Source organism: Amycolatopsis sp. NPDC031561 (assembly GCF_055580625.1).
The window spans coordinates 1-16,192 of the sequence record NZ_JBVILA010000048.1; the positions used below are offsets into that span (position 1 = coordinate 1).

Annotated in this window: 11 protein-coding genes; 7 read left to right on the forward strand and 4 right to left on the reverse strand. The window is 68.5% G+C overall.

Annotated features, from left to right (window positions below; genetic code table 11):
* The first annotated feature begins 375 nt into the window (after positions 1-375).
* The 4 genes from ACZ5IK_RS44130 to ACZ5IK_RS44145 all read left to right on the forward strand — a co-directional run bounded on the left by ACZ5IK_RS44130 (position 376) and on the right by ACZ5IK_RS44145 (position 6,046).
* Complete coding sequence (locus ACZ5IK_RS44130) at positions 376-600, forward strand: hypothetical protein (protein WP_465493181.1); 225 nt, start codon at positions 376-378, stop codon at positions 598-600.
* A gap of 251 nt (positions 601-851) precedes the next feature.
* Positions 852-3,623 carry an AfsR/SARP family transcriptional regulator gene (locus ACZ5IK_RS44135; RefSeq protein WP_465493182.1) on the forward strand — a complete coding sequence of 924 codons (2,772 nt, stop codon included), beginning with the start codon at positions 852-854 and terminating at the stop codon, positions 3,621-3,623.
* A 588-nt stretch (positions 3,624-4,211) separates the two neighbouring features.
* Positions 4,212-5,411 (forward strand): sensor histidine kinase, encoded by a 1,200-nt coding sequence (locus ACZ5IK_RS44140; protein ID WP_465493183.1) that lies wholly within the window; start codon positions 4,212-4,214, stop codon positions 5,409-5,411.
* Positions 5,399-6,046 (forward strand): response regulator, encoded by a 648-nt coding sequence (locus ACZ5IK_RS44145; protein WP_101608120.1) that lies wholly within the window; start codon positions 5,399-5,401, stop codon positions 6,044-6,046. Before ACZ5IK_RS44140 ends, ACZ5IK_RS44145 begins: the two co-directional genes overlap by 13 nt.
* 52 nt (positions 6,047-6,098) lie before the next feature.
* On the opposite strand, the gene ACZ5IK_RS44150 is transcribed toward ACZ5IK_RS44145, so the two are convergent.
* Entirely contained in the window at positions 6,099-7,250 is a 1,152-nt protein-coding gene (locus ACZ5IK_RS44150; RefSeq protein WP_465493184.1) for an FAD-dependent monooxygenase, read from the reverse strand.
* A gap of 119 nt (positions 7,251-7,369) precedes the next feature.
* On the opposite strand from ACZ5IK_RS44150, the gene ACZ5IK_RS44155 reads away from it, so the two are divergent.
* The gene (locus ACZ5IK_RS44155; protein WP_465493185.1) at positions 7,370-7,705 is read left to right on the forward strand and encodes an ArsR/SmtB family transcription factor; all 336 of its coding nucleotides are present in this window, start codon (positions 7,370-7,372) and stop codon (positions 7,703-7,705) included.
* 30 nt (positions 7,706-7,735) lie between these two features.
* Here the strand turns inward: ACZ5IK_RS44155 and ACZ5IK_RS44160 are convergent, their stop codons facing one another.
* The 3 genes from ACZ5IK_RS44160 to ACZ5IK_RS44170 form a co-directional block, all read right to left on the reverse strand.
* Positions 7,736-9,157, reverse strand: coding sequence for an AMP-binding protein (locus ACZ5IK_RS44160; protein WP_465493186.1), 1,422 nt, complete (start codon positions 9,155-9,157; stop codon positions 7,736-7,738).
* A gap of 69 nt (positions 9,158-9,226) precedes the next feature.
* Positions 9,227-9,886, reverse strand: coding sequence for an MFS transporter (locus tag ACZ5IK_RS44165; protein ID WP_465493187.1), 660 nt, complete (start codon positions 9,884-9,886; stop codon positions 9,227-9,229).
* Between the two features lie 77 nt (positions 9,887-9,963).
* Positions 9,964-12,807: an ATP-binding protein gene (locus ACZ5IK_RS44170; RefSeq protein WP_465493188.1), complete on the reverse strand. Its 2,844-nt coding sequence runs from the start codon at positions 12,805-12,807 to the stop codon at positions 9,964-9,966.
* Between the two features lie 162 nt (positions 12,808-12,969).
* Between ACZ5IK_RS44170 and ACZ5IK_RS44175 the strand changes: the two genes are divergently transcribed.
* Together ACZ5IK_RS44175 and ACZ5IK_RS44180 are read left to right on the forward strand one after the other, a co-directional pair.
* Positions 12,970-14,505: a S8 family peptidase gene (locus tag ACZ5IK_RS44175; protein ID WP_465493189.1), complete on the forward strand. Its 1,536-nt coding sequence runs from the start codon at positions 12,970-12,972 to the stop codon at positions 14,503-14,505.
* 31 nt (positions 14,506-14,536) lie between these two features.
* Complete coding sequence (locus ACZ5IK_RS44180) at positions 14,537-15,994, forward strand: trypsin-like serine protease (protein WP_465493190.1); 1,458 nt, start codon at positions 14,537-14,539, stop codon at positions 15,992-15,994.
* The last annotated feature ends 198 nt before the right edge of the window (positions 15,995-16,192 follow it).

Here is a 16,192-nt window from a genome sequence, read left to right on the forward strand (position 1 = left end):
CGTTAGAACGCTCTTTACCACTCACGACCCTCTCGTACGACTACGCAAAGCGCCCAAATCAGGCACTTCGATCCCGGCTGGCGTCCTCTGTAGACAGTCGCGCCCCGGGTTCGGTGCTGGCGACTCATCCAGCCTGATCGATCAGAGCGACAGTCATCGAAGGGCGCATTCCAGGATCAACTTAAGCTACGTGGCATTGGGTTCTAGCTTTCTTTGCCACTCACGACCCCTGCCGCAAAGCGTACATATGGGCATCAATCAGACATTTACCCGCCCCGTGTCCTATGTAGACATCCGGAGTACGGTCGGCTCTCGTCGGCCAGTCCAGATCCGAAGTAGCCACACGGACTCGCTTGATCGTGTCCGGACACCGAGGTGATCGCCGAACCGACGGCGACCATCGTGGTCACGCCGATTCTCGTCACCCGTATCACGATCGACCTCCATCCCCGGCACGTTGGACCGACTATCTTGATCATGCGCGAAAGGCCCTTCCTGATTCGCGGAGGCATGTCACTCAATGAGCGACCGGTGAATTCCCAACCCGGCCACCTCACCAAGGTGCCCACCCGATCTGGCGCGAACCTGGGATTTTCCTAGCACCCCCTGTCTGGCCCGCCATTCCCTCCACGATCATCGATCGTTGATGTGACACGGCGAAGAACTTTTGACGATATAGGGAAGAAATGGCATGTACTTCTGCGTCATCCGTCGACCCGATCCCGATTCACCATGAATTTCCCAGATCAATTCCGTTGACCATCGGCGAGAGGGGGACGAGTTGCAAAACTCAGGGAATTCTGGGATTTTCCTTGTATCCTCCCTCGTACTTGACTCGGGGAGGAGGGGCCTTGATCGAGTTCGGACTTCTGGGAGAGATAGAGGCCCGCTGGAACGGCGAGCCGGTGGAACTCGGCCACAAGCGGCAGCGATCGGTGTTGGTGGTACTCCTGGCCGAACCGAATCGAGTGATGTCCGCGGACCAGCTGATCGACCGGGTATGGGATCGGCAACCACCCCGTGGTGCCCGTGGCACGCTGTATGGCTACCTGTATCGGCTACGGCAGGCATTGGCCGAAGCCTCGGACGTCGACATCGTGCGGAGATCCGGCGGCTACGCGCTGAGCGTCGACCTCCAGGCCGTGGACCTGCACCGGTTTCGTGCCATGATCGGCCGGGCCAACGAGGCCGAAGGGGAACGCGCGCTGACCCTGTTCGACGAGGCGCTCGGACTGTGGCGGGGCGAAGCCTTCGCCGGGATCGATCTTCCGTTCGTCAATGCCCTGCGGGACACGGTGAACAAAGAGCGGCTCGCGGCGCAGTTGGACCGCAACGACCTCGCGTTACGCCTTGGACAGCACGCGGTGTCGCTGCCCGCTCTCGCTGCCATGGCCGCCGCGAATCCGCTGAACGAACGTGTGGCCTGCCAACTGGTGCTGGCCCTGTATCGCGATGGCCGTGCGGCCGAGGCGCTGGAGCACTACGAACAGATACGAAGACGGCTGGCCGACGAGTTCGGCGCCGACCCCGGGTCCGCCTTGCGGGAGTTGTATCACCGGCTGCTGACGGCCGACCCCGTCTTGTCCGCCCCCGCCAGGCCGCGTACACCGCCGCGGCAACTTCCCTCACCGCCCGGGTCGTTCGTCGGCCGGGCTCGCGAACTGGCCGAGCTCGACAGCTTCCTGGACGCGCGGGGCGACACCGATATCGTCGCCACGATCGATGGCAGTGGTGGCATCGGCAAGTCCTGGCTGACCTTGCACTGGGCTCACCACAACCTCGGCCAGTTCCCGGACGGACAGCTGTACTGGGACCTTCGCGGGTTCGATCCGGCCGCCGGCCCCGTGCCGCCGACCGTCGTACTCTGCGGGTTCCTCGAAGCCCTCGGTATCGATCCCGGAACGATCCCGACGGGCACCGATGCCCAGGCCGGACTGTTCCGCAGTGTGACCGCCGACCGCAGGTTGCTGATCATTCTGGACAACGCCAGGGACTCCGCCCATGTCCTGCCTCTTCTGCCAGGGTCACCGTCTTGCACCGTCGTGGTCACGTCGAGGAACCAGCTCACCAGTCTGACCGCCTCGCACAACGCTCGACGGCTCACGGTGAAAGCGCTGACCACGGCGGAGGCGACCGAGCTGCTGACCCGCAAACTCGGCAGGGAGCGGGTGATCTCCCAGCCCGAGGCCGTCGCCGAGCTGCTGGGTCAATGCGCCGGTCTCCCTTTGGCACTGGGCATCGTGGCGGCGCGCGCCTGCACCAACCCCGGCTTTCCGTTGGCGGTGCTGGCCGACGAGCTACACGATGTTTCCACCCGCCTCGACGCTCTGGACACCGGTGAGCCGACGAGCAGCGTCCGTGCGGTGTTTTCCGCCTCCTACCAAGCCCTTCGACCGGAGGTCGCGAGGGTTTTCCGGCTGCTGGGCCTGGTATCGAGCCCCGACATCGGCCTCGCCGCGGTGGCGAGTCTCGCCGGTCAGCCCAAGGCCGGCACGCACATCGCCATGCGCGGTCTCGAGGCGGCGCATCTCGTGCAGCAGCCTGTCCCCGGCCGATATCGTATGCACGATCTCGTCCGACTGTATTCGGCCGAACACGCGCAGTGCGACGAGTCCGCCGATTCCCGAACGGCGGCGGTTCGGCGATTGTGTCTTTTCTTTCTCCAGACGGCGTATGCCGCAGACCGCCTCGTCTATCCTCAGCGCCCGCCGATCACGCTGTCCTCGACGGAAACCGCCGGCGTGCCGCATTCGATAGTGGATCGCGCTTCCGCGATGACCTGGTTCGAACAGGAGTTTCCCTGCCTGCTCACAGTTCAGCACCTTGCCTCCGAGCAGGGCTGGGACACGCTCGTGTGGCAGCTGGCCTGGGTACTGCACAGTTTCTTCTGGAGATCCGGCGACTGGCATGACTGCGCCGCCGCTTGGAGCCTCGGCGTGGCCGCGGCCGACCGGCTCGGAGCGCCCGACGTCCAGGCTTTGGCTCGTCGCAACCTCGGCGAGGCCTGCGCCCACGTGGGTGACCACGACGGCGCTCTCAAGAATCTCGAGCACGCACTCGAACTGGCCGAGTCGAGCGACGACCGGCCCGCGTTGGTACTCACCCACCGATCGCTGTCGGTCGCGTGGGAACAACAAGGAGACGACGAGCGGGCGTTACGGCACGCCGAGCACATGCTGCGGCTCTGCGAAGACACCGGGGACCATTTGGGAACCGCCGACGCACTTCACGGGATCGGCTGGCTCCAAGCCCGGCTCGGCCAGCACCGGCGAGCGACCGCCACCTGCGAGCAGGCTCTTGCGCTTGTCAAGCAGCATGACCGTCGCGAGGCCGAAGCCGCCGTCCTCGACAGTCTCGGCTACATAGCCCACCACTCCGGGCAAAGGGCCATGGCGCTGAAACACTTTCACCAAGCGCTCGCACTGTGCCGGGACCTGGGCAACACCCACATCGAGGCGGAAGTCCAGGTCCACCTCGGCGAAACACTCCGCGCAGATGGCGAGCACGGGCAGGCTCGCCAGGCATGGCAGCGGGCCCTCCACCTCTATCGAGAACAGCACCGCGTGGCGAAGGCCGAGAGCGTCCGGCAGGAACTGGCCGCCGTGCCGCCCTCCACACCGTGAGCCGGAAACGACGATTCCAGCTTTCGCCCAGATCCTCTAGGGAAGATGAGTGACACCTGGCCGTCAGGTTACCCACCGAGACCAGGCGGACGAACGAACAACGAACGCTGAGGGAAGAATGCGACAAGTCAAACGACTCATAGTGGTATGGGCATCGGCGGGCGTACTCGGCCTGATCGCACCGGGCCTCCCGGTTGTTTTGCCCGATGCGGCCGTGTCCACGGCGAGCGCCGGCACCGTATCTCCGCCGGACGACTCACCGGCCGGAACCGCTTGGTGCACCAACGGCGTCCCGGGACGAAATTGGGACCCATGTTGAGGTAGCGAGGGCTCGGCCCTCCCAGGAGCAGGCCTCGCCATCGGCCACGGCAGGTGGTCTGATCTCGCGTTGCCGCGACGATCACGTCGCGTCGAGGGGTCGCGACGTGGTACCGGCTCGGCTCGCGGCGGTCGCGCCCTCGACACAGGCGACATCGGCCTTGTCGAGGGCGCGATTAGCGTCATCAAGGGTGCTCTCGGCCTCACGAAGTCCCGATACGAGCAGGACCTGCGGTGACGCCGCCGCGGCCCGGATGAAAGACTGTCCGGGTGATCACCCGGCTGCGGTCCTGTTGGTCCGCGATCCGGTACCTGGCAATCGGCGCGGCCTCGTCCATGGTCGCCTGGTTCGCTCTCATGGGCATGATCTTCGTGCTCGCGATGTGCCCGTTCGGCGTCGGGATCCCGGCGTTGCCGATCGCGCTCCAGCTGATCCGGCGTCCGGTCAACTTCGAACGACGGCGGGCCGCCCGCCTGCTGGGCGAGCCGATCCCCGAGCCGTACCGCGCCGGGAACCCGGTGACGGATCCGGCCTCACGGCGGGACCTCGGCTGGCTCGCTTTCCACGCCGCCACCGGCTTCATCATCGGGACGTTCGCCGTCGCGCTGCCGCTCGGCGGCCTCCGGCAGATCATCTCCGCGTTCGTCTGGCCGTCCGTCGACGGTGGCGTGGAGAGCTCGCTCGGCTTCATGGTGACGTCCTGGCCACTCGCGGCGCTCAGCGCGATCACCGGCATCGGCATGATCGCGCTGATGTTCCTGTTCCCCAGGGTGGCCCGTTGGCAGGCATCCGCCGCGAAGAAGCTGCTCGCTCCCGCACCCGGGGTCGTGCTGACCGACCGCGTCGTCGAACTGGCCGCGTCCCGCGCCGCCGCGCTGGAGGCGCACGGCGCCGAACTCCGTCGTCTCGAACGGGATCTGCACGACGGGACGCAGGCGAGGATCGCCGCGGTGGTGCTGCAACTGGGGATCGCCGACTCGATTTTCGAGAAGAATCCGGAAAAGGCCCGGGAATTGCTGGGCAAGGCGCAGGACACCGCGACCGGCGCGCTGGCCGAACTGCGGACCGTCGTGCGCAGTATCTATCCGCCGCTGCTGACCGACCGCGGCCTCGACGGCGCCGTCACCGCACTGGCGGACCGCTGTCCCGTTCCGTGCACCGTGGACGTTCTCAGCAGCAGCCGTCGCCCGGCCGCCGTCGAAGCCGCCGCCTACTTCGTCGTCGCCGAGATGCTGACCAACATCACCAAGCACTCCGGCGCCGAACACGCCTCGATCACCCTCGACGGCAACGCCGACACCCTGCTCATCGAAATCCGTGACGACGGCCACGGTGGCGCCGACGAATCCGGCGGCAGCGGCCTGTCCGGCATCCGCAAGCGCGCCGAAGCGTTCGACGGGACCTTGAAGCTGACCAGCCCGGCCGGTGGGCCGACCGTACTGAAAGTGGAGCTGCCATGCGGGTCGTGATCGTCGAGGACGACGCGCTGTTGCGCGAGGGCCTGGTGTTGCTGCTGAACACCTCGGGTATCGACGTCACCGCGGCGGTGGACAATGTGGACGAGTTCCTCGACCTGGTCACCAAGGAACGGCCCGACGCGGTGATCACCGACGTCCGGCTGCCGCCGACCCACACCGACGAAGGCCTCCGGGCCGCCGTCAAAGCCCGAAAGATGTACCCCGGGCTACCCGTCCTCGTGCTGTCCGCCCACGTCGAAACCGGCTACGCGGCCGAGCTCCTGGCCGACGGCAAGGGCGCCGTCGGGTACCTGCTGAAGGAACGGGTCGGGAAGGTCGAGAAGTTCCTCGACGCGCTGGACCGGGTCGTCAAGGGCGGGACGGCCATGGACCCCGAGGTGATCACCCAGCTGATGGCGCACCGCCGGGCGACCGACCCCCTCGAAGGACTGACCGCGCGGGAACGCGAGGTGCTCGGGCTGATGGCGGAGGGATACAACAACACCACCATCGCCGAACTGCTGGTGGTGAGCGATGGCGCGGTGCACAAGCACATCCGGAACATCTTCGCGAAGCTCGGGCTGCCGGAGGACAGTGGGCACCGGCGGGTTTTGGCGGTTTTGGCTTACCTGGGCGGGAAGGGCTGAGGCTGTCCTTTAGGGACGGTTGGCCGGTCACGCGGGACTGTGTGGATTGCTGCTACCCGATCTTTGCGTCTCCGGTTTCCCGAGAGGTGATCCGGTTCGTGAGACCGACCGCGCGTCCCACCGTGTTGCGTACCACGAGGCCCGCTCCGGTGCTGGGCACCATGAGCCTGGAGAGCAGGCCGACGCGTCGCTGCCGCGGTCGCACTTCGCGGCGGAGCCGCGACTCGTAGGCGGCGAACGCGCGGGCGTGATCGCCGTGGTGGGAGGCGAGTTCTTCCGCGAGGGCAAACGCTCCTGCCATCGCCATGCTGGACCCGTCGCCCAGCAGGGCCGTGGCCGCCGCCGCGTCCCCGAGCAGAACGACCCGTCCACGGGACCACGAGGGCATCCGGACGGTCGTCAGGGGGTCGAAGAACGGGGCCGGGTGGTCGAGGTAAGCCGCCACGAGCTCCGGCGCCCGCCACCGTACGTCGGCGTACGCGTCGGCCACGGTTTGCTTGTGGAGAGCGATGTTCTTGCGGTCGTAGGGCTCCGGCCGGGTGGCCCGGAAGGTGAAGATCGCGAGCGGTGTGGTGCGCGAGGGGTGGACGACCAGCATCCGGTTCGGCGCGGTCAACATCGTCAGCTCGCTCGGGTCGTCGATGGCGTCGGGTTCCAGCGGGACGGTCGCGCCGTAGAGACCCAGGTCGCTCACGAACTGCCGCTCGGGCCCGAACACCAGGCGCCGGATGGTGGAGTGCATCCCATCGGCACCGACCACCAAGTCGAAACGCCGTGGCGCGGACCGTCGAAAGGTGACGTCGACTCCGCCTTCGTCCTGATCGAGTGCGGTGACCGTGTCGTCGAACACGAACTCGGCATCGTCCCGCGCCGACCGGTGGAGCACCTCGGAAAGGTCGGCCCGGGTCACCTCGACCGTCGGCGACCCTTCCGAGGAGGTGGGAAGTCGCAGGACTCGTTCGCCGTCCGGGTCGAGCAGGGTCAGTGACCGATTGCGGGTGGCGAGCTCGCGCAACTGCGGAAGGATGCCCATCCGCTCGGCGACCGGCATCGCGGGCCCCTTCACGACGATCGCGCTGCCACCGGAGCGCAGCTGCCGGGCATGCTCGACGACGGTCGGCCGGTATCCGTTCCGGGCGAGCCGGTACGCGAGCGCGGGCCCGGCGATTCCGGCACCGACTATCAGCACCTCGGGCTTCTTCATGACAAGACCTCTCGGAGCGTCGACGACCATATTCCCGGCCGCCTAGGTACGAATGATTTCGTACCTGAGTAGAGCACGGCACTGAGGTACGATGCAAGACGTACCTGAAGGAGGTGTCCGTGGCCGGAAGGAACCTGGTCGGTCCAGAGGTCGATGCGCTCGAGCTGGGCGTGGTGCTTCGCGCTCTCGCTGACGAGCACCGTCGTTCGGTGATGACGGAGTTGGCCGCCGACCGCACCGACGGCGAGCGAGGCTGCAACTCGTTCGCTCTCCCGATCTCGAAGCAGACCCAGACCCACCACTTCCGGGTCCTGCGCGAAGCAGGCCTCATCGACGAGATCGACTACGGCAACCGCAAGGGCGTCCGCCTACGACGCGCGGACGTCGAGAGCAGGTTTCCCGGACTGCTCGCACTCCTGGAAGCCGAACACCGGGACGGAACTGCTCCTCACTAAAAAGAGCCTCTCGTCCCGGCACTCCCTCGTTCAGGCGATGTGACGATCGTGTCCCGCCCAGAAGGGCGCGCGTAACGCCCGCTTGTCGACCTTGCCGATCGCGGTCATCGGCAACGCGTCGGCGAAGTCCACATCGGACGGAACGAAATGCTCGCCTCCGAAAAACGCCCTGGCGTGCGCTCGAATCTCGTCGGCCGTCAGCGTTCCTGAAGACACCGGCACGACCACGGCGTGTACCCGCTCCCCCTCGCCGCCTTCACCCGGGACGCCGAACACGGCCACCGAACGGACCAGCGGATGCCGTGCGAGCGCGTTTTCGACCACGGTCGAGAACACCTTGGTGCCGTGCTCACCGGTGATGATGACGTCGTTCGCGCGGTCCAGCAGGTACAGGTACCCCTCGTCGTCGAACCGGCCGAGATCCCCTGTGCGCAACCATTCGGTACCGATCGGCGGCGCGCCGTGGTAGCCGTCCATCATCGACAGTCCGCGCACCATGACCTCACCGTCGTCGATCCGCGCCTCCATCCCCGGGACGATCCTGCCCACCGATTCGAGCAGCTCCGGCCGTCCGTCGAGTTCCGCCGCGGAGATACTCGCGATCATCGGCGCCTCGGTGAGGCCGTAGCCCTGCCCGACCACCGGCCCGAACATCTCCAACGCCTGGGCCAGCCGCCGTGGCGGAAGCGGCGCGGCACCCACCGAAAGCTGCCGCACGCTACTGACGTCGGTCGACGCCATGGCCGGATGATCGAGCACCGCCGCCAGCCGCGCGGGCGTGAGCGACAGTGAGGTGACCCGGTGTCCCGCGATCGCGTCCAGTACGGTGCCCGCGTCGAAACCCCTCTGCAGCACGACACTTTCCCGCCGCAGGATCGCCCCGAGCACGGTGGCGTTCCCGGTCATGTGCGTCATCGGCGCGATCAGCAGCGTGCGCCCCGGCCCCGCCGGATCCGGCGCGAAGATATGCGCCATCCCGTCGTAGATCCCGCTGTGCCGGATGAGTTTCGGCACCCCCGTGGTTCCCCCGGTGGGAAAGATGACGGTGACCGACCCCGGCAGGGCGGAAGGCTCGATACCTTCACGGGCCACCAGTTCGTCGAGCTCGACCACCCGTGCGTCATCGGCGGGCCATCCCGTCACCTGGTCGGTCACCAGCGTCGTGACCCCGGCCGCCGACACCGCCGCGAGCCGATCCGGCAGGCTCGCCGAAGCGGCGACGAGCAGCACTGTGGAACCCCGGAGCTGCGCGGCGATCTGCAGGAGGACGGTCTCCGGCCGGTTGCCCGCGTCGATGGCGACGACCCCGCCCTCGGGCAACCCCGCGTACAACCGCGACACCAGGTCGAGCGCCTGCGCGTAGCTGGTCACCTGGCCGTCCTGGACGAACAGCGCTTCGTCACCGGCGGACCGAAGCACACCCAGCACCCGGGTCAGGAACAGACTTTCCACAGCCCGGACCCTAGCCCAGCAGGGACACGGGACGCGCCGGCTTCGCGAACGTGGTCGAGGACCGCTGTGTCAACCGAGCGGCGGACCTTGAGGCTGGTACGGCATCGGGCGGGCCGATGATTTCGCCGTCACCATCGTGACGATGCCGATGACTCCGGCGGCGGCGAGCGCGACGAAGACGAACAGCGCGGCCACCAGGTACACCACGCGGAACCCGGTGGCGTCCGAGAGCAGCCCGCCGAGGAACGGCGCGATCACCAAGGCCAGGGCACCGAGGCCCGCGATCACCCCGGCCGCGGCGCCGCGACCGGTGCGGAGCCGCCGGATCAGGGCGACGGTCACGCCGATGGCCGCGCCCGCGCCGAGTCCGGTGAGCACCCGCGCGACCAGGAACAGGGCACCGCTGGGGGTGAAGGCGACCAGCAGCACACCGAGGAGCATCGAAAGGATCCCGGGCAGGGTCACCGACGTCGGGAAGCGCGCGCCGAGCAGCAGACCGGCGGGGAAGGCGATCGCGGCAGCGACGAGGTACGCGACGAGCCCGCTCAGCAGCAGGGACTCATTGGACATGCCCAACTCGATCTGCAGGGTCGCCCGGCCGTCGAAGCGGTAGATCACGGTGAGCAGGAACAGACCGATGAGCGCGGCGAACCCGGGCCCGATGACCAGCCACCAGGGCGGTCCGGCGGTCTGCTGCGGGTCGCCCTGCGTCGGCGTCGGCACGTACATGCGCACAACCTATAGCGACCGGCGATACGGATGGACCACTTCACGGAAAAGCCGCGGATGGTCGTACCCGCAGCGGTTCAGAGCCGCACATCGCGCCGAGAGGACGCGTCGAGTTTGCGGAGCACGTTGGCGACGTGGTCCTCGACGGTGCGCCGTGAGATGAACAGGGCTTGGGCGATCTCCCGGTTGGTGTGGCCGTTGGCCAGCAGGCGTGCGACGTCGTGTTCGCGCGGCGACAGCTGCGTGCCGTAGCTGCGGCGGCCACGGACGGACGGGATGACGGTGCCGGTGCTGCGGATGTGGTGACGGCAGCGGGCCGCGTCGACGGTGGCGCCCAGGGCGTCGAACGTGACGGCCAGCTCGCGGAACACCGCGGGATCGGCGCCGGTGACGCGAGCGGCCTGGTCGGCGCACTGCGCGGCCCGGTAGCGCTGCCCGAGTTCCTGGTATCGCAGCCGCGCGTCTCGGTAGTGCCGGTCCGCGTCGTCGCGCTCTCCCGCCGCGGCGGCCAGCTGTGCCTGGCACACCGTGAGCGCCATCCGCGCTGACGGCGCGTCGATGCCGTCCAGTTCCTCCTCGGCCTCCGCGACGAGTTGCCGCGCGGCGTCGGGCTCGTCGTCGGCGAGATGGCACGCGACCGCTTGGGGGACGATCTCGGCGGTCCACGCCCAGGAGCCCTTCGCGCGGAGCAGGGCGAGTCCGCGCTCCGCGTGCGCGCGAGCGGCGGTGTCGTCCCGGCCGAGGAGCATGGCGGCCATCCCTCCCGCCGCGGCCACCGCCACCGGGATCACCGCCGTCGGGTGAATGTCCAGGGCGGCGTGGAATCCGTGTTCGGCGGTCAGCCAGTCGCCGCGTGCGGCGGCCAGCCAGCCGATGACCAGGTTCAGTTCGTTCGCGATGAGCGGCAGATGGGAGTAGGCGTGGATCAGCGCCTGTACCCGCTCGGCCAGCCCAGACCACTCGCCCGCGAGCCAATCCAGCCGGGCCGCGGTGGCTTCGGCCGTCGCCACCACGTAGTCGGCGCCCGTCCGTGAGGCCATCGCCAACCCGGTGTGCAGGAACGTGCGTCCCTGCCGGTCCCGGCCGGTCCACGAGCACGCGTCGGCCAGATTGGCGTAGGCCCGGGCGAGGTGCCTGATCTCGGCGGGGTCGTCGACGTCGTTGGGCGTGGGCAGCAGGGAGATCCGGTCCCAGATGCCCGGGTCACCGACGATGAGCTGCCCGCCGAGCACCGTGGCCAGGACCGCCGTGCGCGCGGGACGCCGCGGCAGCCGGGCGAGCAGGTCCTCCACCCGTACAAGCCAGGCCCGGTGGTCGGCCGCGGTGGCGATGTCCAGGTACGGCACGGAGAGCAGTGCCATCCCGGACGCGACGCGCTCGGGCTGGTCGCCCAGAAGTTCTATCGCGTGGGTGATTTCGGCACAGCCACGATCCAGCATGGACTCGCGCACCAGCAGGGTGCCGAACCACAGACGCATCTCGCCGCGGACGTCGGCGGTCAATCTGGGGTCCGACAACAGCGTCTCGATGCGCCTGATCACGTCGGCGTCGGGCAGCCCCGCCAGCGCGTACCCGCAGAGTTTGGCGGCCAGCCGGTTCACGTCCGCGGCGGGCACGTCGCGGTCGGAGACCACTTGGGAAAGCAGGTCCACCGCGGTGGACATGTCCTTCGCCCCGGCCGCGGTGTCCGCGGCGCTTTCGCTGTACCGCAGCCATTCTTCCGGCATACCCGCCTCGGCACAGTGCCTGGCGAGCCGCGCCGCCGGCCATCCGGGCACGTCGGCCAGGACGCGGACCGCCGCGGCGTGCAGCTCCCGCCGTCGCGGTCCCGGCAAGGCCGAGTAGACCGCCCGCCGCGCCATGCCGTGCCGGAGGCCGTACCGGTTCGGCGGGTCTTCCGACAACACACCGGAACGCACCAAGCTCACCACCGGGTGCGCACCGGGTGACCCCGCGACCGCCGCGAGGATCTCCACCGGCGCCGCATCGTCCAGTACGGCGGCCGCCTCGGCGACCGCGCGCTCCGGCTCGATCAGCCGGTGCAGTCGTTCGAGCACCGACTCCTTCACCAGGACAGGCACCTCGACGGCGGCCAGGAGCCGGACCGCCGTCACCCCCTCGCTCCGGGTGTCCACGAGCCGGTCACGCAGCACCCGAGCCAGTTCCGTGACCACGAAAGGAACTCCGCCGGTCTCGCGCAGAGCCGCTGTCGCGAACGACTCCGAAACGACGCCGCCCGTCACGGCTTCGATCAGCGCCCGTACCTCCGGCTCCTCGAACGGTCGCAGTCCCAGGTGCGTGGTGAGGACCTCGGGCGGCGGGTGCACGACCGGCCCCAGCGGGGCATCGCCGGAGAGTTCCTCACGCCGGTAGGTGACGACCAGCGACAGTCCGGGCGGCGGATCCGCGAGCAGAAATCTCAGCATTTGCCGGGTGTCTTCGTCCGCCCAGTGCACGTCTTCGACCACGAGCACGGCCTGCCCGAGCTCGCGTACCAGCGCGCAGACCGCCCGGAACATCCGATGGCGCTCGGCCTCCGGGTGGTCCAGGGGTGGTGGTGCCGGGGGCAGGAGATCGGCCAGTTCCGGCAGGTGTCCGCGCAGTGCGCCGGTCACCGGATCGGGACGGCCCATCCTGTCCCCCGCCCGTCCGAGACAGTCGAGCAACGGACCGTAGGGAAAGGGTTCGTCCAACGGCTGACAGGTGCCGACGGCCATCCACAGGTTCCTGCCGCGCACCGCCGTCGCGAGGGCACCGACCAAAGTGGTCTTCCCCGCTCCCGCCTCACCTTCCACGAACACCACCGCGGGCGGGCGGATGACGACGTCGATCAGGGTGGCCAGGTCCGCGGCCCGGCCGACCATCGGGAGCGATCGTCCGCGCGCCGTCTCACCGCCCATCGTCACCTCCGCGCTGGTCACACCGGTTCCGGGAGGTCGCAACGATACGTCGCGGGGATACCACCGCGTAACCCTGATCGCCGTAATGCCGTACCCCTCCGGGGTCTCACCACGATTGTTTCCCCTCCGCCCGCGCCGAATGGTGAAGCGGTGCGCCAGGCGCACACGGGAAAGGGAGGAAAGATGCAGAAGGCCCGGATAACTCTAGGTCTGGTCGCCATCGCGGCCGCACTGGCGACGGTGAGTCCCGCCGCGTCGGCCGCGACGCCCGAAAGCGATGTCGTGCAAGCCCGGCAGCCCATCGCCGGTCGCTACATAGTGGTCCTCCGGGACGGCGCGCAGGCGGCGGCTCAGGGTGGGGCCGCCTCGTTGACCCAGCGCTACGGCGGTGCGGTCGTCGACACCTACGCGTTGACCCTGAACGGTTTTTCGGTCCGGGACCTGAGCGAGCGGCAGGCCCGGCGACTGGCCGCCGACCCGGCCGTGCGGACGGTGCACCAGGACGGCGTCGCCCGTGCCGCCGGCGAACAGCCGAACCCGCCGTCGTGGGGGCTGGACCAGATCGACCAGCGCACCAAGACCCTGGACAAGAAGTACGTCTACCCCAACGGTGGCGAGGGTGTCACCGCGTACGTCGTCGACTCCGGGGTGGGTATCCAGCACGCCGAATTCGAGGGCCGGGGAGCGCACGGCCGCGATTTCATCGACAACGACAACGACGCGAGCGACTGCTTCTGGCACGGCTCCCACGTGGCGGGCACCATCGCGGGCAAGACCGTCGGTGTCGCCAAGAAGGCCAAAGTGGTCGCGGTCCGCTCGCTGGGCTGCGGCGGCTCCGGACCGGATTCGGCGACCGTGAGCGGACTGGAATGGGTGGCCGCCAACGGAGTCAAACCGGCCGTGGTCAACCTGAGCCTGGTCATGGACACCCTCGGCGTCGGCGACGCTCAAGTGAAAGCGTTGGTGGACAAGGGTTTCGTAGTCGCCGTCGCCGCGGGCAACAACGGACAGGACGCCTGCACGGCCAGCCCCGGCCGAACTCCCGAAGCGTTGACCGTCGGCTGGATCAACCAGGGCGGCGGCCGTAGCGGGAACTACGGGAAGTGTGTCGACCTGTTCGCCCCGGGCGGCAACATCTACTCCACCGACCACACCGGCGGCTTCCGGACCGGCAGCGGCACCTCGATGGCCTCGCCACACGGCGCGGGGGCGGCGGCGCTGTACCTCGCCGCGAATCCCGGCGCGACACCGCAGCAGGTACGCGACGCGCTCGTCCGCAACGCCTCACCGGGGCTGGTGACCGATCCCGGCGCGGGCTCGCCGGACGCGTTGCTCTACACCGGATTCATCGGCGGCGGCACACCGACCAAGTGTGGCGTCAAGTCCAACGACGAGGACGTGTCCATCCCCGACGCCGGGGCCACCGTGGGCAGTGCCGTGACCCAGAGCGGCTGCGACGGCAACGCTCCGGCGAGCTTGGCCGTCCGGGTGGACATCGACCACAGCTACTCGGCGGACCTGGCGATCGACCTGATCGGACCGAGCGGGGCCACGCTGCCCGTCAAACCGGCGGGCGGGATCGGCGAGGCGGGCGGTGTGCACCAGACCTTCACCGTGAACGCCTCCGGCGAAAACGCCAACGGCACTTGGAAGCTCCAGGTGCGCGACGTCCACCGCTTCGACACCGGCACCCTGACCGGCTGGTCGGTCACGTTCTGATCGGGAACAACCCTGCGAACCGAGGAGCACGATGAGAACAGCGCGTCTGGTCACCGCCGTCGCCATGGCACTGGCCGTGATCACTTTGCCCGCGATCGGGACGGCGAACGCCGAACCCACCGCCATCGCCGCGACACCCACCGATCAGCTGCGGCCCCCGGACATGGGCACCCGGGTGGTCAACGGACAACGCACGACCGTACGGGAAAACCCTTACGTCATCGCGGGTCTGCGAGCGGGTGGCGGCGGCCCGCAGGGACAGTCCTGCACCGCTTCCGTCGTCGGCAAACGCAAGATCATCACCGCGGCGCATTGCATGATCGACGTCGGTGGGGCGAAGAGCTACCTCTACGGCGACGACGACCTGAACACCCCGGGCGACGAAACCTTCCGCACCCCTGTCGCCTCCTACAAGGTGCATCCCCGCTACACCGGCCCGAACTCGTGGCAGACCGGCTACGACGTCGCGGTGATCACCACCGAGGCCGACCTGCCCGTTCCGGAGAACCAGTGGGCCAAAGTGGCCGGATCGGGTGATGCCGGACTGACCGCACCGGGGAAGTCGGGCACCGCCGTCGGCTACGGAAAGACGTCGTCCGGAGGCGGTTCCGGCGTCCTGTACAAGACCACGATGCCCGTCAACGACGCGAACAACTGCCAGGTGTTCAACGTGCGGGTGAATCCCGACCTCATGGTGTGCGTCGGGTACGACGACGGACGCACCGCCACCTGCTCCGGCGACAGCGGCGGACCGTTCATCGTGGACGGTGTGATCGTCGGTGTCGTCTCGTGGGGTTCGGGCGGATGCGATCGCTACAGCATCATGGCCCGGCTCACCAACGAGATGGGCGACTGGGCGCGCGGCGAGATCGGCGGCACTCAGCCCGGTGACGGGAAGTTCGGCGTCTCCCTCAGCCCGGCGGCGGGCAAGGTCGAACCCGGCAAGTACGTCTCGACCTCCGTCGTGACCAAGGCAGGCGACTCGGGACCCGAAAAGCTCGAACTGGCCGCGACCGGCCTGCCCGCCGGCGCGACGGCCACGTTCCAGCCCGGTTCGTCCGTCGACTCCGGCGACGTCGCCAAACTCACCGTGGAGACCGCGGCGAGCACTCCGAAAGGCACGCACCGGATCACCGTCACGGCGAAAGGCCCGTCCGGCACCAAGTCCGCCGACTACACCCTGACCGTCGGCGACGGCGGCACCACGGAAGGACCGAAGCCGACCGTCTCCCCTGGCGCGGGAACGGTGACACCCGGCTCGTTCGTCAACGCGACCGTCACCGTCGCCGGAGGAACGGGCAACAGCACACTCACCGCGACGGGCCTGACGTTCAGCCCGATGTTCCAGCCCTCCAGCGTCGCCCCGGGCGGTACGTCGCGCATGTCCGTCGCCGCTCCGTTCCAGCGCGGCACCTACAAGATCACCATCACCGCCACCGACAGCACCGGCAAAACCGGTACGGCCGAATACAGCCTCACCGTCCAATGAGGTGATCCGACGCTGCGGAGTCCATGACCGTGGAAGGTCATGGGCTCCACAGGGCGGGTGTTGCTAAAGCCTCGTTCGCAACGTTGAAGGTTGCGAACGAGGCTTCCGCAACCCCGTCGTCCCAGACACCTCCCTGCCCGGTGCCCGTGTCGCGAAAGCCACTTTCGGGACACCAGACGTCCCGAAAGCGGCTTTCGC

Coding starts and splice junctions, on each gene's coding strand:
- ACZ5IK_RS44145 (WP_101608120.1), top strand. CDS start 5,399: ATGCGGGTCGTGATCGTCGAGGACGACGCGCTGTTGCGCGAGGGCCTG.
- ACZ5IK_RS44150 (WP_465493184.1), bottom strand. CDS start 7,250: ATGAAGAAGCCCGAGGTGCTGATAGTCGGTGCCGGAATCGCCGGGCCC.
- ACZ5IK_RS44165 (WP_465493187.1), bottom strand. CDS start 9,886: ATGTACGTGCCGACGCCGACGCAGGGCGACCCGCAGCAGACCGCCGGA.
- ACZ5IK_RS44175 (WP_465493189.1), top strand. CDS start 12,970: ATGCAGAAGGCCCGGATAACTCTAGGTCTGGTCGCCATCGCGGCCGCA.
- ACZ5IK_RS44180 (WP_465493190.1), top strand. CDS start 14,537: ATGAGAACAGCGCGTCTGGTCACCGCCGTCGCCATGGCACTGGCCGTG.